Source organism: Acinetobacter nectaris CIP 110549 (genome assembly GCF_000488215.1).
Taxonomy (GTDB): Bacteria; Pseudomonadota; Gammaproteobacteria; order Pseudomonadales; family Moraxellaceae; genus Acinetobacter; species Acinetobacter nectaris.
Genome location: NZ_KI530738.1, coordinates 1 through 18,342, shown reverse-complemented (window position 1 = coordinate 18,342; position 18,342 = coordinate 1). Strand labels below are relative to the sequence as shown.

Here is an 18,342-nt window from a genome sequence, read left to right as displayed (position 1 = left end):
ATAAAAAAGGTGTTGCGTTGCAACACCTCAAAAACTGCCGTTAGTTTAATGCAAAAGGTCACAAGATGCATCTTCAGATTTTTATAAGTATGTTTATTTAACTTTATTTCTGCTGATACGCCACTTGACCATAAACATAAGTAGTATGAATATTACGGTCATCACCCATAGTAAAGAGTGCAAATAAACGGTCTTCAATATCTTTTGCTTGAGACTGTCTAAGTGCTTGTAAAGCAGTTGCATTGAGGTTAATGACAACACAGTCTGCTTCTTTACCAATATTGAAGTTGCCTAATTTATCATCTAAATGTAGTGATTTTGCCCCACCGAGAGTCGCGTGATATAGCGACTCAAATGCAGAAAGTTTGTCACCTTGAAGCTGTTGTACTTTATACGCTTCATTGAGTGTTTGTAATTGTGAAAATGAAGTTCCCGCACCAATGTCTGTGCCAAGTCCTACCTTAACTTGTTTATTCCAAGCTTGTTTTAAAGAAAATAAGCCACTGCCTAAAAATAAGTTAGACGTTGGACAGAATGCAATTGCGGAATCTGTTTTATGCATACACTGCCATTCATCTTCTTCAAGGTGCACGCAATGTGCGAATACAGAGCGGCTACCTGTAAGCCCGTAATGATCATAGACATCTAGGTAGTTTTTTCTTTCAGGAAAAAGTAATTTAACCCATGCAATTTCATCTTTATTTTCACTTAGGTGTGTATGCACGTATACATCAGGAAATTCTTGTTTTAACTGTCCTGCCTTTGTAAGTTGTTCGGGGGTAGATGTCGGTGCAAATCTTGGTGTAATTGCATAAAGTGCTCTGCCCTTACCATGCCATTTTTCAATGAGTGTTTTACTATCTTGATAAGCTTGTTCAGCAGTATCGCAAAGGTCTTCAGGTGCATGACGATCCATCATCACTTTTCCTGCAATGAGGCGCATATCTACTTTTTCTGCTGCTTCAAAAAGTGCATCTATAGATTGAGGATGTACTGTGCCAAACACTAATGCTGTAGTTGTTCCATTCTTTAGGAGTTCTTGAACAAAGAAAGCAGCAATCTTGTCTGCATATGCTTTATCTTTAAATTTTAGTTCTGTTGGAAATGTATAGGTATTGAGCCAACTTAAAAGTTGTTCGCCGTATGCACCTACCATTTCAGTTTGTGGATAGTGAATATGTGTATCAATAAATCCGGGAACAATCAGCTGATCTGGATAATGTTGAACTTGAATATTTTTAGATAAGTGCGCTTGTCCATCTTCCCATGAACCGAACCATGTAATTTTTCCTTCTGATATGATGAGTAATCCATCTTCGATATAACGAATATGATTTTTAATATCACTTGCTTGGCTGACTGTATGGGTAATATCTAAAAAGTTACCGCGAATCGCAGAAGGTTGTGGAGAAGTTGTAAAAGACATTTGCCGCTCATCTATATTGTTTTTTCAATAGATTGTAACGTATTTTTATAATAGATAGATGGGAAAAAAAGATAAAAAAAGCATGCGAGAGGCATGCTTTTTATAAGATTGCTATGGTGTTTTTTGCTTTTTGTCATAACGTAATGAAAGAATCGTTGTAATGATTAAGACAACAGCAATTACACCTAAAGATAACCAAATTGGAATATGGAAGTTAAACATTAACATCAGCATTTTAAAGCCAATGAATATCAGAATGACGCCAAGACCATAAGGTAGATAATGCATCTTTTGTGCAGCACCTGCCAAGAGGAAAAACATTGCACGTAATCCTAAAATTGCCATGAGGTTTGCACTGAGCACAATAAATGGATCACTTGTCACTGCAAAAATTGCAGGGATTGAGTCAACTGCAAAAATAACGTCAGATACTTCTACAAGAATAAGTACAATCAGTAACGGTGTAACAAATAATTTACCTTTTTCACGAATCGTAAATTTGTCTTCACGTAATGTCGGAGTAATGGGTAATTTTTTTCTTAACCATTTGAGAAGTTTCATGTCCTCAATATCAGGGTCTTCATCTTGTCCTTTTAAGAACTTATAACCTGTATAGACGAGGAACGCACCGAAGATATAAAGAATCCATGAGAATTCTTGAATGAGCCATGCACCAATAAAAATAAAGATGGTTCTTAAAACGATTGCTCCAAGTACACCATAGAGCAGTACACGGCGTTGTAAAATAGGTGGAATAGCAAAAGCAGAAAAAATCATGAGCCAAACAAAAACATTATCAATCGCGAGAGATTTCTCAAGGAGATAACCTGTGATGTATTCTAATGTTTTTTGGTTCGCAACTTCTGTACCAACGGTATTTTGTAGATAAGCCCAAAGTCCACCTGCAAAAAGCAATGCCACAGTAACCCATGCAGCACTCCAAATTCCTGCTTCTTTTAATGAAACACCTTGTGATTCATTGGTAGTATCTTTTTGTTTAAAACTTAAAAAGTCGACAAGTAACATGACAGCGACAAGGCAAAAGAATACCCCGTATAGCCAAACGTTTCCGATAGAGTCCATTTTTACTCCTTCATCTTGCATTTGGCCACAAAAAAACCTTGACCAGTTGCCAGATGATTTTTTATCTTCTGAGACAACATGATCAAGGTCTTGCCTACACTGTATATTTACAGTGCTCAGATACCGACTTTGTTTTGACAAAGCGTAATGACGATACCTGACACTTAGTCATTGACTAAGCTTGGAAGAGGCTACTCCCCTTGTTCAATTCTATTTGAATCGTATACATTCAATAGAAATATTTTGTCATATTGTCGAATGAAAAGCAAATATTATTGATTTTTTAAGGCTGTAATCAGCTTCTGATGTAAGCCACCAAAACCACCATTTGACATAATAATAACGGCGTCTCCTTCATGAGCATCTTGTACTACATGTTGAATAATTTCATCGAGTGAATGACTCACATATGATTTATTTTTAGATGCATCTACAATTGGCTGTAAATCCCAGTTGAGTCCTTCAGGCTGATACCAAATGACATCATCTGCGAGTTCTGTTGCATGAGCAAGGTTTTGTTTATGAGCCCCCATACGCATTGTATTTGAACGCGGTTCGATCACTGCCCATAAGCGGCGTTTACCTAGTCTTTTACGTGCACCATCAAGTGTGGTTGCAATTGCTGTTGGATGATGTGCAAAGTCATCATAAACTTCAATGCCATTAATGGTATCTAAGAGCTCCATACGACGCTTTACACCACCAAAGTTAGATAATGCTTCACATGCTTGTTCAATACGAATACCTACATGTTTTGCAGCAGCAATTGATGCCAAGGCATTTGCAACACTGTGTTGCCCAGTCATCGTCCAATGTACTTCACCAACTTTTTCTTGGTTCTGATATACATAGAAATGGGAGCCATCTGCTTCAATGAGCTCTGCATATATTTCAGCATCATTATTTGGTGAGAGCGCCGTTCTTGTCACAGGTGTCCAACAACCTTTTTTAAGTACGTCATCAATATTTGATTCGGTAATCGGTGCAATAATTTTTCCTTCACTTGGAATAGTGCGTACAAGGTGGTGGAATTGTTTTTGAATGGCAGCAAGATCATCAAAGATATCTGCATGGTCAAATTCTAAGTTATTTAAAATTGCTGTTTTAGGGTGGTAGTGAACAAATTTAGAGCGTTTATCGAAAAAAGCAGAATCATATTCATCTGCTTCAACAACAAAGTATTGCCCACCTCCTAAACGTGCGCTGTGGCTAAAACCGAGAGGGACACCACCAATAAGAAATCCAGGATTTAAACCTGCTTGTTCAAGCACCCATGCAAGCATGGTTGTTGTCGTTGTTTTTCCATGCGTTCCTGCAACAGCCAATACATGTTTACCTTGTAATACATGTTCTGCTAAAAACTGAGGGCCTGATGTATATGGAATACCTTCATTTAGCATATATTCAACAGCATCAATACCCCGAACCATGGCATTACCGACAATCACTAAATCAGGTCTTGGGTCTAAATGCTCACGATGATAACCTTGCATGAGTTCAATACCTGCATTCTCAAGCTGTGTGGACATCGGAGGATAAACATTTTGATCTGACCCTGTCACTTTATGCCCTAGATCTCGTGCAAGCAGTGCCAAAGAACCCATGAATGTGCCACAAATACCTAAAATATGCAGGTGCATGATTTAATTTTCTCCAAATTTTACTCTGTTCTTTTCTGATGTGAACATGAGTAAGGTGCTGATCTTAATTGAAGAAACCATAGCAAGGCTATTATAGAAAAGATAGTTATAATTGGTGAAGAAAAGCTGAAATAGCAACCACTACAACGGTGTCGTGTAGCAGTTGCAAGACGATTTATTATTTTGCTTGGTAATGGATCACGGTACGAATAGATTGACCTGTATGCATTAACTCAAAGGCATCATTAATTTGTTCAAGTGGCATGGTGTGTGTCACAAATGGTTCAAGTTGAATATCACCTTTCATTGCATCTTCAACCATAGTAGGCAATTGGCTGCGACCTTTAACACCACCGAAAGCAGTTCCTTTCCAAGTTCTGCCTGTTACGAGTTGGAATGGACGGGTTGAGATTTCCTGCCCTGCACCTGCAACCCCAATAATGACTGACTGTCCCCAACCACGGTGAGCAGATTCAAGTGCTGAACGCATGACATTCACATTACCAATACATTCAAAAGAGTGATCTACCCCCCACCCTGTCATTTCAACAATCACTTGCTGAATGGGTTGATCAAAATCTTTTGGATTGAGAAAGTCTGTTGCACCAAATTCTTCTGCAAGTTTGAATTTTTCAGGGTTAGTATCAATAACAATAATTCGACCTGCTTTAGCCTGACGTGCACCTTGTACAACAGCAAGACCAATACCACCTAAACCAAAGACAGCAACACTATCACCTTCTTGTACTTTGGCAGTATTATGAACTGCACCAATGCCTGTAGTTACACCGCATCCTAAAAGACAAACTTGTTCATGGTTTGCTTCTGGGTTAATTTTTGCAAGCGATACTTCAGCAACAACCGTATACTCACTAAATGTAGAACAGCCCATGTAGTGGTAAATAGGTTTACCTTCATAAGAAAAGCGTGTTGTACCATCTGGCATAACACCTTTGCCTTGAGTTGCTCTTACAGAAGTACATAGATTCGTTTTTCTTGATTTACAGAACAGACATTCTTTACATTCTGCCGTATATAATGGAATGACATGGTCGCCAGCTTGTAAGCTAGTGACACCCTCACCAACTTCAACGACAACACCTGCACCTTCATGACCTAAAATTGCAGGAAATACGCCTTCTGGGTCATCTCCTGAAAGTGTGAATGCATCGGTATGGCAAACACCTGTATGACTAATTTTAACGAGTACCTCACCTTTTTGAGGTGGAGCAACATCAACTTCTACAATTTTTAATGGTTCACCTGGTCCAAATGCAACAGCAGCACGAGATTTCATTTTAACTCTTCCTATTACTTTAGATATGACTTTAAAATTTTGCTGATATTTTGAAGTTCTTCACTTCGCTCTTGCTCACTTGATTGGTTTACTACAAGTGTATCTTTTAAATGTACTTCTAATAACTCATGCATTAGCCCATTCATTGCACCACGTGCTGCACAGATTTGCTGTAAAATTGCATCGCAATTTTTTTGTTCAATGAGCGCACGTTCAATGGCTTGAACTTGTCCACTAATTTTTCGAACACGTAAAAGAATTTTCTTTTGATCTTCAATTTGCTTTGGCATGGTCTAAAAGTATCAGATTTTTTTATACTATACCCTAGTATAGTTATAGAAGTATTTACTTTTTGTTTCTTATAAAGGAATTTCAAAAATACTATTTAAGTAGTTCTTATGCTTCATATATTCTTATCAAAGAGTATTGTTAAATATTTTAGTAATTATTTTTAATTTTAAAGTGTTATTTATCGAATAAAAAATAAGAGAATATTATATGATGGTTCATCTTTAAATATAAATTATGTCTATTTAAAGAATAAAAAATTGCTTATAAATAACATTATGAGGTGTGAATGACTGATCCTTCTTTAATGTTTCTGATAACTAACATACGGTTAAGACTAACTAGCTTCTAAAGGACTAATACTAGAAATTTGACTTACACGATATTCTTTATCCTTTAATGTGAGTAGATCACCTTGTTTTACATTCGCTAGTGCAGAGTAGATTGAAAAATCAATGAGTGTAGCATCATTAATATCCATCCATAGCGTATGTGTAGAGACTTGATGATTTCTCTTGGTAATGTCTTCAATTTTTTGTAAATGCAGAACATGCATATCATCTGAAACTAGTGTTATATATAAATTATTCATCGTTTGCCTAATCTGAAGTAGCCTAACTAAAATATTAATCGCTTCAAATATATTTTTCTGATCTTATCCTATTATATTTGTTAAAAAAATAAAAATATGTAAGTAAATGCTTACAAGATTTGATTGTTTTTTATTCTTTTTTAATTTTATCTTTCATGTTTTATGAATATGTTTCATACTAAGAAGTGGTATTTTGTAAAGGGGGTAAGTCGTGTGAAATTACATGCTTTATGTTATTGCAGTGTACGCAGAGGAAGTCATGAAAATTTATTAGATGAGATTCATGATATATTAGAAGTTGCAAAAAAATTTAATAAAAAACATAATATTACAGGTGTTTTATACTATTCGGAAGGCAGATTTTTTCAATATATTGAAGGTTTGGAAAGAGTAATTGAAGATTTATTTGATCATATTGCTGTTGATCCTCGCCATCACTATGTACACTACTTTGGTACAAATCTAATTTATGAGCGTAGATTTAGTGGCTGGTCTATGAAATATGTGCAAAAGAACTCACGTGTTGAGCTTTTTTTCAAGAATCGAGGTGAAAAAACTCTGATGTCTCTAGGACTAAATGAAAGTAATCTTCCTGATTTTTTGGATGAGCTTGTACTTGCTGAGTAACTTAATGAATAGCATTTTATGGTGTTTTTATGATCTAAAAAAAGATGTAAAAGAAAGCCTATAATGTCTTATTTAGGCAATAATGGGTTTAGGAAGAAAATAGGATAATGGCGAATTAAATCAGGTGAAAATATGAAAGTGCGATACTGCTATTTTGGCCTTATTGATAGCCAAGATAATGAAACTTTAATTGAAAAATTAAAGTTTATACATGAAACAATATCGAGATATAGCCATAAATATCAAATTTGTGGTGTTTTTTATTATGCAAATCAATCTTTTTTTCACTGTTTAGAAGGAAAAAAAGAAACTGTTCATAAACTATTATCCTATTTACATGCAAGTGGAAAACTTATTGATATAAAGGTATATCAGAATATATCTATCGAAAGTCTACATTATCAAACATGGTCGATGAAGTATGTACATAAAGAATCAGATATCATTAAGTTTTTTAATAAAATAGGTCATCAATTATTTTGTCCATTATTACTTAATGATAAAAATATAGATAAATTAGTAAATATAATATTTAGTGAAATTTCAAATGAAAGTATAAATAAGCTTGCCAAGGGGTATAAAAACCGAGGAAAAAGCTTTTATTAAAATAATAATTCATAATAAAAGATCAAAAAGTATATGCATTCTATTGCTAAGAGATAGAACAGTTGGGCACTCTAGAAAAAACAGTTATACTTAAAGTATCTTGATCATTGCTTGTAATGAGTAATTACCAACCCTCCCTTATGCTTGGAATTTTGAATGAACATGGCTAAAGTTGAAGCTACACCATTAGTTGGAATTATTATGGGATCCCAATCTGATTGGGCAACGCTTGAGCATACTGCAAAAATGCTTGAACAACTTGGCGTACCTTTCGAAGCTGAAGTTGTTTCAGCTCATCGTACACCAGATCGTTTGTTTGAATATGCTGAAACTGCACGTGAACGTGGTATTCAAGTCATTATTGCAGGTGCAGGTGGCGCAGCACACTTACCAGGTATGTGTGCGGCAAAAACAGATTTACCTGTACTTGGTGTACCTGTTAAATCTTCTATTTTAAATGGTGTAGATTCGTTACTTTCAATTGTTCAAATGCCTGCGGGTATTGCTGTAGGTACACTTGCTATTGGACCTGCTGGTGCAACAAATGCAGCAATCATGGCAGCACAAATTATCGGGTTATCTCAGCCTCAAATTGCAAATAATGTTGCACAATTTCGTAGTGCACAAACTGATAAAGTTGCAAGTAACAATATTCCTGGAAATATCTAATTAGGGGCTAAAGTATGGATAAAACCATTGGTATTTTTGGGGGTGGTCAGCTTGGTCGTATGATGGCTCAGGCAGCTTTGCCACTAAATATTCAGTGTGTATTCTATGAAGCAAATACTGATTGTCCATCGGCAGCATTAGGTCCTATCTTTTCTAGTAAAGATAATTGCTTAAAAAGCTTTATTCAAAGTGCAGACGTATTTAGCTTAGAGTTTGAAAATACGCCTTTAAATGAAGTAGATACATTACTGGCAGATGAAAAGAATATTCATCCTCCTCGTACAGCATTGGCAATTGCACAAAATAGATTATCTGAAAAAAATCTATTTAAACGATTAGATATTCCTGTTGCACCTTTCTTGGCTGTGGATAACTTAGAAGATATACACAGTGCTGTAGATAAGTTGGGTCTTCCGATTGTACTTAAAACAGCAATGGGTGGATATGATGGAAAAGGACAATTTGTTCTTCGTTCAGAAGATCAAATATTACAAGCATGGGATGAGTTAGGAGATGCTAAACATCTTATTGCAGAGAGCTTTGTCGAATTTTCTAGAGAAGTTTCAATTATTGCGGTAAGAGGGCAGGATGGCGATGTAAAAACTTGGCCATTGGCTGAAAACCATCATCATCAAGGTATTCTTTCTCATTCTATTGTTCCTGCTCCAAATAGCGATGATTTGCAACCGATTGCACAAGAATATATTACAAGACTACTTAATCATTTAGATTATGTTGGTGTGCTAACTTTAGAACTATTTGTCACACCTCAAGGTCTATATGCAAATGAAATGGCACCAAGGGTACATAACTCAGGACATTGGTCTATTGAAGGTGCTATTTGTTCACAGTTTGAAAATCATATACGTGCAGTTGCTGGATTACCATTAGGGTCAACGGCGTTTATTTCTCCAACTGTAATGATCAATATTATTGGTAAACACCCTAATATTGCTGATGTTTTGTCTTTAGAAGGTGTACATCTTCACTTATATAATAAGTCTGAACGTGCAGGAAGAAAATTAGGTCATATTACATTAATGCCTAAAGACCCTACACAATTAACAACTTTATGCCAAAAGTTAGCGAAAATCTTACCTGAGCCATTGGCGCTTACAGAAGATATGACAATTTAATTTTTATACTAAAAAAAGCGGCTTATATAGCCGCTTTTTTTATATGGAAAAATAGATTTGAATTTAAAGTACGTGTTTAGCTTTGGGTAAATCTGTGGATATCTCTTTTTAAATTCAAAGTTACCATTTTTATAATTAGATTTTTTAGAATATCTGTTATTTTATAAAAAAATTAAATTCAAAAAATTAGGAATTTTAGGGATGAAAAAATCTTTAAATTTATTGATGTTACCACTTGCTGTACTCTCTATTAATTCACATGCTGATCTTATTATTCAGTCAGGAATGAATCCACAGCCAACATTAGCACCTGTTTTAAATTCAAATATACAAAATGAAAGCAACAATACAGAGAATTTAAATTTAAACCTTAAATTCAAGCAGTGTTTAGCACAATTAAAGCCGTTGGCTATTAATACAGGTATTCAGTCAGATGTATATGATAGATATACACAGGGAATCACGCCTGATTATTCCATTTTAGATAAGCTAAATTATCAACCTGAATTTTCAACTCCAATTTGGGATTATCTATCAGGATTGGTTGACCAAGAACGCATTACATTAGGTCAAGAAAAATTAAAACAATATCAATCAACCTTAGATCGTGTGCAGATGATTTATGGTGTACCACCTGAAGTGGTTGTTGCCGTTTGGGGTGTTGAAAGTAATTTTGGCAATATCATAGGAAAATATCCGCTACTCCAGTCGTTAGGAACACTAAGCTGTGAAGGTAGAAGACAATCATATTTCCGTGGAGAGTTTTTTGCAGCTATTCGGATTCTACAACGTGGTGATTTAACAGAAAATCAATTAACAGGTTCGTGGGCAGGTGCATTTGGTCAGACTCAGTTTATGCCATCTACTTATGAAAAGCTTGCTGTAGATTTCGATGGCGATGGACGTAGAGATCTCGTTTCTGATACACCCGATGCCTTAGCATCTACAGCAAACTTTTTAAAACAATCGGGATGGCAAGTAGGTATGCCATGGGGTTTTGAAGTAGATGTACCCCAAAATTTTGTTTTTAATAATGAAGGAAGAAGAAATAAAAAGCCATTATCTGTGTGGGTATCACAAGGGGTAGTACGTGCGGACGGTAGCACTCTTGTACAAGGCAATGTTACAGATGCAACTATGGCAGGTTTATTTATGCCTGCAGGTCAAAATGGTCCTAAGTTTTTAGTCTTCAGAAATTTTGATGCGATATATAGTTATAATGCAGCAGAAAGCTATGCTTTAGCAATTGCATATTTATCAGATCGTTTGAAAGGTGCACCTCCAATTATGGCAGCATGGCCAACAGATGACCCTGGAACTTCAAGAGCAGAGCGTAGAGAAATACAAAGTTATTTAATTTCTAAAGGATATGAAATTGGTGAACCTGATGGTTTAATTGGGGATAAAACCCGCCAAGCAATTCAGCAAGAACAACAAAAATTAGGTCTAACACCAACTGCTCGGGCAGGACAAATATTTCTGAAAAAGATTCGTAGTCTGCAAGCCAGTCAATTATTAGATTCAGGAACTTAATTTATTTTATTAATGGAATAACATATTGTGCTGTAAGTGGTGCAATAGGTACTGTGGCATGTTGCTTTGGATCAAACCAAACTAAATCTTCGATTTCTGCACAAGCCACAGGGTTTCCTAAAATTTTAACTTCATATAAATAAGCCTTTAATAGATAACCCGTTTCATTTGCAGCTTGGGTATCAAACTCACCTAAGTATTTTATAATACTTCCTTCTACACCAATTTCTTCTTTAATCTCTCGAATAATTGTAGTTTCAGGTGGCTCATTAGGCTCTAATTTTCCACCGACTTGCATATAGAAATCAGTATTTTTTTTACGAACTAATAATAGTTGTCCTTGATTATTAGTAATAACAGCAGCTGCTACAGTTATTAAGAGATTTTCTTTCATTTCAAATACCTTATTTATGCAGTAATTATATATTAACGATCTTTAATAATTGAATTACTTAAGTTAACAATTAAAATGTTAAATAAAATCATAAATTTAATTCAACACTAGTTAATATTTGTACAAATGTAGGAAAAAGATTACAGAATATTTTTGATGAATTACATATTCTGTATTTGCCCAACAAAAAATAAACAAAGAATAAATATAAACATAAATATACAACAGAGGGTGGGCAGATAAACCTCTCTATGAAAATAGAGAGGTTTATCTTATTTTAAAATATATAAAATATTATGCTTCTTTATCTATATGATTTTTAACTATTCTACGACTTGCCATATCTATAATATATGCAATTAAACATCCAACGGCACAGAAAAGAATACGTAATAATGCACCATGAAATGTATTGTGTGAAACATCATACACAGTAACAATGAGTAATCCTGATAGAGCAATACCACAATATTCTGCATGTTTTAGGAGAATACATGTGACTGTTGTGAGTACAATACCAACAATAAGTAGTAAATACTCAATATTAATATATGTATGTTCTTTAGAAAGTTGTGAAACAAGTAGCCAAATAATTACCCCAATACTAGAGCCAATTAAATTGCCAGTAACCTGATTAAAGTTTACAGGACTATTGGCATCATATTGAATAGTAAAAAAAGCAGTTAATGAGCTCCATAAGAAGAAATTAGAGACATGATCTTTATCTATACATATAGCTAATAGAGTAACAATCATTGCACATGCAAGAATTTTTAGAATATATAAGATTTTTTCTTTTTGTTCTTCGGTGAAAGTCATATTAAATATTTAAAGCTATTGTTATTTAAGTAGATAGTTTACCTAATTTAGCTATAAAAAAACCGTGCATATTGCACGGTTTTTTGACTTTAAGAAATATTATTTCTTATCATCTTTTACTTCTTTAAATTCAGCATCTACAACACCATCATCAGCTTTCTTCTGATGAGCCGCACCTTCTTGGTTAAATGCATTTGGATCAAATCCTTGTGCACCACCTTCAGCGCCTTGAGATTGCTCATAAGCACGTTGAGTGATTGGCATTAAAATGTTTTGTAAGCTTTCAGTTTTTGTTTTGATCGCTTCAGCATCATTTTCTTTAGTGACTGCTTCAAGTTCAGAAACAGCAGTATTTACAGCAGTTTTTTCGTCTTCGGTAACTTTATCACCTAAGTCTTTTACAGCTTTGTTTGCACTAGAAATTAAAGCATCTGCTTCGTTACGTGCTTTTGCAAGATCTTCGAATTTACGATCTTCTTCAGCATTCGCCTCAGCATCTCTGATCATTGCTTCTACTTCTTCATCAGATAAACCAGAGTTTGCTTTAATCTGAATAGACTGTTCTTTACCAGTGCTCTTATCTTTTGCAGATACTTTTAAGATACCATCAGCATTGATGTCGAAAGACACTTCAATTTGTGGTACACCACGTGGCGCAGGTGGAATATCACCTAATTGGAAGTTACCCAACAGTTTGTTTTGTTGAGCCATTTTACGCTCACCTTGGTAAACAGCAATATCAACCGCAGGTTGGTTATCTGCTGCTGTAGAGAACACTTGAGATTTCTTAGAAGGAATCGTTGTGTTCTTTTCAATGATTGGTGTAAGTACACCACCCATTGTTTCAATACCAAGTGTTAAAGGTGTTACGTCAAGAAGTAGAACGTCATTTTTGTCACCAGAAAGTACTGCACCTTGAATTGCAGCACCCATTGCTACTGCTTCATCTGGGTTAACATCTTTACGTGGCTCTTTACCAAAGAAATCTTGTACTTTTTGTTGTACAAGTGGCATACGTGTTTGACCACCAACTAAAATAACGTCTGAAATTTCACTGTTTGAAAGACCAGCATCTTTTAGTGCAATACGGCAAGGCTCAAGTGTACGTTCAACAAGGTCAGCAACAAGTGCTTCAAGTTTTGCACGTGTTACGTTAAGTACTAAGTGTTTAGGGCCACTTGCATCTGCAGTGATGTACGGAAGGTTAATTTCAGTACCATTTGAAGATGAAAGTTCAATTTTTGCTTTTTCAGCCGCTTCTTTTAAACGTTGTAGTGCAAGAGGATCATTTTTCAGATTGACGTCTTGCTCTTTCTTGAACTCTTCAACTAAGTAGTCAATTAATGCTGTATCGAAGTCTTCACCACCTAAGAATGTATCACCGTTCGTAGATAATACTTCAATTTGTTGGTCGCCATCTAAGTCAGCAATTTCAATGATAGATACGTCAAATGTACCACCACCTAAATCGTATACAGCAACTTTACGATCACCTTCTTTTTTGTCCATACCGAATGCAAGTGCAGCAGCAGTTGGCTCGTTAATGATACGTTTTACATCTAGACCAGCAATTTTACCAGCATCTTTCGTTGCTTGACGTTGTGCATCGTTAAAGTATGCAGGTACTGTAATAACAGCTTCTGTAACTGCTTCACCTAAATAGTCTTCAGCAGTTTTTTTCATTTTTTTCAAAATTTCTGCTGAAACTTGTTGTGGTGCAAGTTTTTTATCGTTTACTTCAACCCAAGCATCGCCATTGTCTGCTTTTACAATTTTGTATGGCACAAGACCAATATCTTTTTGTACAGCAGAATCTTCATAACGGCGACCAATCAAACGCTTGATTGCGTATAAAGTATTTTTTGGGTTAGTTACTGCTTGGCGTTTTGCACTTTGACCTACAAGTGTTTCACCATCTTTGTATGCAATGATCGATGGCGTTGTGCGTGCGCCTTCAGCGTTATCAATTACTTTTACTTTTTCGCCTTCAAGTACTGCAACACATGAGTTGGTAGTACCTAAGTCAATACCAATAATCTTAGCCATTGTATGTGTCCTCTAAAAATTATTTTGCAATGTTTTCGCTTGTTATTCGATATGAGAGTGAATCTAATTTTTTCAAGCAAAAAAATTAAAAAAATTAAAAAAACTCTCTAATATTAGTTAATTATTGACCAACGGTAACCATTGCAGGGCGGAGTAGACGGCCTGACAATGTATAACCTTTCTGTAAAACATTTCCGATCTCACCAGCTTTTGCTTCAGGATCAATGCCTACAGCTTGATGAAATTCAGCATTAAAGCCGTTTGCAGTATCTACAGCCGCAATTTCATGTTTTTCTAACGTTGTAATGAGTGATTTTAACGTTAGCTCTACACCTTCAAGTAAAGGGCTTGTTTCTTCGCTTGTTGCTTGAATTGCACGCTCAAGGTTGTCGACAGACTCAAGTAAGCTTTTCGCAAACTTTTCTAAAGCAAATTTTTTCGCAGTATCTGCTTCACGTTCAACACGCTCTTTTACTTTCTCTGATTCATAAATTGCGTTTGCAGCTCGTGCTTTTTCAAGTTTTAAACTTTCTTCGAGTTTAGTAATTTGTGCTTGTAAATCTTCTACGCTCACATCAGCTTGCTCATTATTTTCTTCAACCTGAACTTGTTCATGTTGTTCTACTTCAGCTTGACTGTCTTGAGCTTGGTTTTTTTGCTCGTTCGCCATTGATGATCTCCGTTTAAAAAGTTTTTCAAACATGTACAGTCCTTAGTTGGCATCCGTTCAGTCTTGAACAGGCATTATGCTGAACTGCCATGGAAGTTTGTAAAATAATTAACTAAGAGGTATGGGCATGCTATTAAAATTCAAGAAGCAAATTACATTAATTCGCAAATTAAATCGTATATTTATCTTTTTCCAATAACTTTGGTAAATTTTCTTGAATAAATCCGATAAATTTTTGTGAAATTAGAGGCAGGTGATGGCGTGATGTATACACTAAAGAAAGCATAATGTCTGGTGCAGTGTACTCAGGTAGTACAACTTTTAAATCACCATTTTTTAAATCGTTTTGTACAACATAAGTCGGTAGCATAGATATACCGCACCCTTGGCGACACATTTTATATAAAGCCAATACGTCATTACTTTTAAATGTACTTTTTATTGGATAGTTCTGCGGTTGTTGATTGCTATTAATAAATGTCCATGTACTCAATTGAGCATAGTGAACAATACAATCATGCTGAGCTAGCTGATTTGGACTTGTAATGGTTTCAATCTTTTCTAGAAATTGAGGGCTGGCACAAAAAGTTGATGGAATCGGATAGACAGGTCTTGCAATTAATCCATCTGCAATATTTTGAGCAATTCTAAAAGCAATATCTACGCGGTCTTCAATTAAATCAATTGTAGACTCACTCAGTTGAATATCAAACTCTACTTTAGGAAAGTGCTCTCTAAACTTAGCAATGCATTCATCAACACCTATTTGAAATAAAAAACTGCTACAAGAAATACGTATTATGCCTTGATGTTGTTCATGTGCAGATAGGCTGTATAGCAGGCTTTGTTGCTGTAATATATTTTCACAATAAATTAAAGCTTTCTCTCCTGAGGGAGTGAGCGAAATTTTTCTTGTATTTCGCTGAAATAATCGTGTTGAAAACGTCGTTTCAAGATGCTCTAAATAACGTGAAACCATTGCTCTAGAGTAATTCAGATGTTCGGCAGCCTTTGTAAAACTTCCATATTGATGGATAGTTACAAAAACTTGGATGGCCTTTAGCGTATCCATAATAGAATTATTGCTTAATATGAAATAGACTATCTTAATTGAAGTGCTTTAAAGTACATATAAGAAGATTAAAATAAATATATTCATAAAATGAGATATAAAAAATGACTGGAATACAAAAATTATCAGTGGCTTTACTATTGAATAGTGTGTTTCTAACGCAGTATGCAAATGCTGAAAACATTAAAATACAACCTTTTCTTGCATCTCCTGAACATTTTGGAGTGACATCAACACTCATTGAAACAGATAAAGATGTCATGCTTGTAAATGCACAATTTTCAAAATCTGAAGCATTGCGTATTGCTGCTAACATATTAGATAGTGGTAAACAGCTTAAAACTATTTTCGTGAGCTATGGCGATCCAGACTATTACTTTGGTTTAGATGTCTTAAAACAAATATTTCCTAAAGCACAAATTATAGCAACACCTGAAACTGTAAAGCATATTGAAAAAACCTACCAACTCAAACAAAAATATTGGTCTCCTCAAATGGGGGAAAATGCGCCTAGTAAAATTATTATTCCTCAACCCTATACAGCGAAAGAAATTAATTTTGATGGTCTAAATATCCAAATTCAGGGAAAAAAAGAGCTGACTTATCTATGGATCCCAAGTATTAAGGCTGTCATTGGTGGAATTCCTGTATCTTCAGGTATTCATTTATGGATGGCAGATACAGCAACAGCATCATCTCGAAAAGAAGTGCTGATGACTTTACAAAATATTAAAGAACTTATGCCTAAAATTGTTATCCCTGCACATATGGCAAGTGGTGCGGTAGAAAATATGCCAGCGGTCGACTTTTCCATACAATATTTAGAACAATATGAAAAAGCAGTACAAAAGACAAAGAATGCAAATGAGCTTATTGCTGAAATGAAAACAATCTATCCTAAACTACATGAAGTCAATAGTTTGGAGCTAGGTGCAAAAGTTGTTAAGGGTGAAATGAAATGGCCTTAGATATTTATTATTAAATATAAAAAACTAAAAAGTTCGCGATTATCTATGTAAAAAGACATAACTCTGTTTGTGGATTGTGTCTTTCTATGATTGAAATGAAATTTCAAACTGATAAATAAATAAACAATAAAATAATAATTAAATAAAAAATAATAGATATAGCAAAGATTTAATACTTATATATAGAAAAAGAGTCATTCAGAAAAATTAACAAAACATGCGTTAAAGTAAAGAAATACTTTAAAAAAGTATCATATTCAGAATATTACAGCTTTAAAAAAATATAGATGATGCAAAAACTCCGATGTTGAGTATTTATTTTTTTCCTTTTAGGAACGAGTGATTATGAAAAAATTAGTTTTAATGTCTTTAACAGTTGCTGGATTTGCATTATCTGCTGTTGGATGTGCTTCACAAAAAGCAGAAGAACCGACAAACACGATGCCTGCATCATCTGTTGTTTCTACACAAAATAACGATGCTGCAACTGTAAGCTCTGCACCAGTTGCTTCAAATGATGCATCATCTCAGAGTACAGTACCTCAATCATCTACAGGTGCATCAGATGTAGCAACAACAATGGCTCAATAAAATTTAAGTTATTTAAGGCTATATGATGTATGCATACATATAGCCTTAACCTTTTAAAATTGTGTTTCACGTGAAACCATGTTAGAGATTGACTTAAATAAGCATTGTTTGTGGTATGACATATGAAAAAATCAATTCTTCTACTTTTATCTACGCTTGCATGTGGAACAGCTTTTGCGAATACATATGTAGATATGAAAACTTCTATGGGGAATATAGAAATTGAACTAAATGATGCTCAAGCCCCAATATCAACGAAGAATTTTTTAAATTATGTAAAGAGTAACTTCTATGCGAACACAATCTTCCATCGAGTTATTCCTGGTTTTATGATTCAAGGCGGTGGGTTCGAACAAAATTTTAGTGAAAAACAGACAGCCGCACCGATAAAGAATGAATCGTATAATGGTTTATCAAATGTTCGAGGAACATTGGCTATGGCAAGAACCAGTGATCCAGATTCTGCAACGGCACAATTTTTTATTAATACAGTAGATAATCCTAACTTAAATAAAAGTATGTACAACGATGGTTATGCTGTCTTTGGTAAAGTGGTAAAAGGAATGGATATCGTAGATAAGATATCGAAAGTAGAAACAACAGATAAAGGTATGTATCAAAACGTACCTATAAAGCCTATTTTCATTGAAAGTATAAAAGTTGAAAATAAAAAACAACTCTAAAACCTTTTTATTCTGCTGTAAAATCATTCAAATTGATTAAAAACTCACGTATTTCGTACGTATTTTATTCTGTTGATAGATAAATTAGAAATAAATTGGATTAAGGGGTTGCGTTTGGAATGTATTGGTCTATAATGCGTATCCATCGGCGGTGATGTTGAAAGAAACTTCTTAGTAAACAGTAACTTAGTTGATTGGTTTA

19 protein-coding genes are annotated in these 18,342 nt (G+C 34.8%); 8 read left to right on the top strand and 11 right to left on the bottom strand.

Annotation, left to right across the window (positions count from 1 at the left end):
- Positions 1-103: 103 nt before the first annotated feature.
- From guaD to P256_RS12510, 6 genes are all read right to left on the bottom strand, one after another.
- Positions 104-1,426, bottom strand: a complete 1,323-nt coding sequence (gene guaD, locus P256_RS12535) for a guanine deaminase (protein WP_023274069.1) — start codon at positions 1,424-1,426, stop codon at positions 104-106.
- 111 nt (positions 1,427-1,537) lie between these two features.
- Entirely contained in the window at positions 1,538-2,509 is a 972-nt protein-coding gene (locus P256_RS12530; RefSeq protein ID WP_023274068.1) for a TerC family protein, read from the bottom strand.
- Positions 2,510-2,781: 272 nt separating this feature from the next.
- A complete protein-coding gene (gene mpl / locus P256_RS12525) occupies positions 2,782-4,149 on the bottom strand; it encodes a UDP-N-acetylmuramate:L-alanyl-gamma-D-glutamyl-meso-diaminopimelate ligase (protein WP_023274067.1) in 1,368 nt (455 codons plus the stop codon).
- 178 nt (positions 4,150-4,327) lie between these two features.
- Positions 4,328-5,446, bottom strand: a complete 1,119-nt coding sequence (locus tag P256_RS12520) for an S-(hydroxymethyl)glutathione dehydrogenase/class III alcohol dehydrogenase (protein WP_023274066.1) — start codon at positions 5,444-5,446, stop codon at positions 4,328-4,330.
- A 14-nt stretch (positions 5,447-5,460) separates the two neighbouring features.
- A complete protein-coding gene (locus P256_RS12515; RefSeq protein ID WP_023274065.1) occupies positions 5,461-5,736 on the bottom strand; it encodes a metal/formaldehyde-sensitive transcriptional repressor in 276 nt (91 codons plus the stop codon).
- A gap of 335 nt (positions 5,737-6,071) precedes the next feature.
- Complete coding sequence (locus tag P256_RS12510; RefSeq protein WP_023274064.1) at positions 6,072-6,326, bottom strand: hypothetical protein; 255 nt, start codon at positions 6,324-6,326, stop codon at positions 6,072-6,074.
- A gap of 213 nt (positions 6,327-6,539) precedes the next feature.
- Between P256_RS12510 and P256_RS12505 the strand changes: the two genes are divergently transcribed.
- The 5 genes from P256_RS12505 to P256_RS12485 all read left to right on the top strand — a co-directional run bounded on the left by P256_RS12505 (position 6,540) and on the right by P256_RS12485 (position 10,897).
- The gene (locus P256_RS12505) at positions 6,540-6,953 is read left to right on the top strand and encodes a BLUF domain-containing protein (RefSeq protein ID WP_040332348.1); all 414 of its coding nucleotides are present in this window, start codon (positions 6,540-6,542) and stop codon (positions 6,951-6,953) included.
- A gap of 132 nt (positions 6,954-7,085) precedes the next feature.
- On the top strand, positions 7,086-7,559 hold the full coding sequence (locus P256_RS12500; RefSeq protein WP_023274062.1) for a BLUF domain-containing protein: 474 nt from the start codon (positions 7,086-7,088) through the stop codon (positions 7,557-7,559).
- A 156-nt stretch (positions 7,560-7,715) separates the two neighbouring features.
- Positions 7,716-8,228: a 5-(carboxyamino)imidazole ribonucleotide mutase gene (gene purE, locus P256_RS12495; protein WP_023274061.1), complete on the top strand. Its 513-nt coding sequence runs from the start codon at positions 7,716-7,718 to the stop codon at positions 8,226-8,228.
- 14 nt (positions 8,229-8,242) lie between these two features.
- Entirely contained in the window at positions 8,243-9,364 is a 1,122-nt protein-coding gene (locus P256_RS12490; protein ID WP_023274060.1) for a 5-(carboxyamino)imidazole ribonucleotide synthase, read from the top strand.
- Positions 9,365-9,565: 201 nt separating this feature from the next.
- Positions 9,566-10,897: a lytic murein transglycosylase gene (locus P256_RS12485; protein ID WP_023274059.1), complete on the top strand. Its 1,332-nt coding sequence runs from the start codon at positions 9,566-9,568 to the stop codon at positions 10,895-10,897.
- A gap of 1 nt (position 10,898) precedes the next feature.
- Here P256_RS12485 and P256_RS12480 read toward each other — a convergent pair whose 3' ends face one another.
- From P256_RS12480 to P256_RS12460, 5 genes are all read right to left on the bottom strand, one after another.
- The gene (locus tag P256_RS12480) at positions 10,899-11,291 is read right to left on the bottom strand and encodes an NUDIX hydrolase (RefSeq protein ID WP_023274058.1); all 393 of its coding nucleotides are present in this window, start codon (positions 11,289-11,291) and stop codon (positions 10,899-10,901) included.
- 294 nt (positions 11,292-11,585) lie between these two features.
- Positions 11,586-12,110 (bottom strand): aromatic acid exporter family protein, encoded by a 525-nt coding sequence (locus P256_RS12475; protein ID WP_023274057.1) that lies wholly within the window; start codon positions 12,108-12,110, stop codon positions 11,586-11,588.
- A gap of 99 nt (positions 12,111-12,209) precedes the next feature.
- Entirely contained in the window at positions 12,210-14,156 is a 1,947-nt protein-coding gene (dnaK, locus tag P256_RS12470) for a molecular chaperone DnaK (RefSeq protein WP_023274056.1), read from the bottom strand.
- A 121-nt stretch (positions 14,157-14,277) separates the two neighbouring features.
- The gene (gene grpE / locus P256_RS12465; protein ID WP_023274055.1) at positions 14,278-14,826 is read right to left on the bottom strand and encodes a nucleotide exchange factor GrpE; all 549 of its coding nucleotides are present in this window, start codon (positions 14,824-14,826) and stop codon (positions 14,278-14,280) included.
- 169 nt (positions 14,827-14,995) lie between these two features.
- Positions 14,996-15,898: a LysR family transcriptional regulator gene (locus P256_RS12460; protein ID WP_023274054.1), complete on the bottom strand. Its 903-nt coding sequence runs from the start codon at positions 15,896-15,898 to the stop codon at positions 14,996-14,998.
- 104 nt (positions 15,899-16,002) lie between these two features.
- Here P256_RS12460 and P256_RS12455 point away from each other — a divergent pair, with 104 nt between their 5' ends.
- The 3 genes from P256_RS12455 (at position 16,003) to P256_RS12445 (ending at position 18,140) form a co-directional block, all read left to right on the top strand.
- The gene (locus tag P256_RS12455; RefSeq protein WP_023274053.1) at positions 16,003-16,866 is read left to right on the top strand and encodes an MBL fold metallo-hydrolase; all 864 of its coding nucleotides are present in this window, start codon (positions 16,003-16,005) and stop codon (positions 16,864-16,866) included.
- A gap of 345 nt (positions 16,867-17,211) precedes the next feature.
- Positions 17,212-17,457, top strand: coding sequence for a hypothetical protein (locus P256_RS12450; RefSeq protein WP_023274052.1), 246 nt, complete (start codon positions 17,212-17,214; stop codon positions 17,455-17,457).
- Between the two features lie 122 nt (positions 17,458-17,579).
- Entirely contained in the window at positions 17,580-18,140 is a 561-nt protein-coding gene (locus P256_RS12445) for a peptidylprolyl isomerase (protein WP_023274051.1), read from the top strand.
- Positions 18,141-18,342: the final 202 nt, after the last annotated feature.

Excerpts from the sequence above, each read along its gene's own strand:
- P256_RS12455 (WP_023274053.1), top strand. The coding sequence starts at position 16,003 with ATGACTGGAATACAAAAATTATCAGTGGCTTTACTATTGAATAGTGTG.
- P256_RS12515 (WP_023274065.1), bottom strand. The coding sequence starts at position 5,736 with ATGCCAAAGCAAATTGAAGATCAAAAGAAAATTCTTTTACGTGTTCGA.
- P256_RS12445 (WP_023274051.1), top strand. The coding sequence starts at position 17,580 with ATGAAAAAATCAATTCTTCTACTTTTATCTACGCTTGCATGTGGAACA.
- P256_RS12460 (WP_023274054.1), bottom strand. The coding sequence starts at position 15,898 with ATGGATACGCTAAAGGCCATCCAAGTTTTTGTAACTATCCATCAATAT.
- P256_RS12520 (WP_023274066.1), bottom strand. The coding sequence starts at position 5,446 with ATGAAATCTCGTGCTGCTGTTGCATTTGGACCAGGTGAACCATTAAAA.
- P256_RS12485 (WP_023274059.1), top strand. The coding sequence starts at position 9,566 with ATGAAAAAATCTTTAAATTTATTGATGTTACCACTTGCTGTACTCTCT.
- P256_RS12510 (WP_023274064.1), bottom strand. The coding sequence starts at position 6,326 with ATGAATAATTTATATATAACACTAGTTTCAGATGATATGCATGTTCTG.
- guaD (WP_023274069.1), bottom strand. The coding sequence starts at position 1,426 with ATGTCTTTTACAACTTCTCCACAACCTTCTGCGATTCGCGGTAACTTT.
- P256_RS12490 (WP_023274060.1), top strand. The coding sequence starts at position 8,243 with ATGGATAAAACCATTGGTATTTTTGGGGGTGGTCAGCTTGGTCGTATG.
- P256_RS12530 (WP_023274068.1), bottom strand. The coding sequence starts at position 2,509 with ATGGACTCTATCGGAAACGTTTGGCTATACGGGGTATTCTTTTGCCTT.
- dnaK (WP_023274056.1), bottom strand. The coding sequence starts at position 14,156 with ATGGCTAAGATTATTGGTATTGACTTAGGTACTACCAACTCATGTGTT.
- P256_RS12480 (WP_023274058.1), bottom strand. The coding sequence starts at position 11,291 with ATGAAAGAAAATCTCTTAATAACTGTAGCAGCTGCTGTTATTACTAAT.
- purE (WP_023274061.1), top strand. The coding sequence starts at position 7,716 with ATGAACATGGCTAAAGTTGAAGCTACACCATTAGTTGGAATTATTATG.
- P256_RS12475 (WP_023274057.1), bottom strand. The coding sequence starts at position 12,110 with ATGACTTTCACCGAAGAACAAAAAGAAAAAATCTTATATATTCTAAAA.
- P256_RS12450 (WP_023274052.1), top strand. The coding sequence starts at position 17,212 with ATGAAAAAATTAGTTTTAATGTCTTTAACAGTTGCTGGATTTGCATTA.
- P256_RS12500 (WP_023274062.1), top strand. The coding sequence starts at position 7,086 with ATGAAAGTGCGATACTGCTATTTTGGCCTTATTGATAGCCAAGATAAT.
- grpE (WP_023274055.1), bottom strand. The coding sequence starts at position 14,826 with ATGGCGAACGAGCAAAAAAACCAAGCTCAAGACAGTCAAGCTGAAGTA.
- mpl (WP_023274067.1), bottom strand. The coding sequence starts at position 4,149 with ATGCACCTGCATATTTTAGGTATTTGTGGCACATTCATGGGTTCTTTG.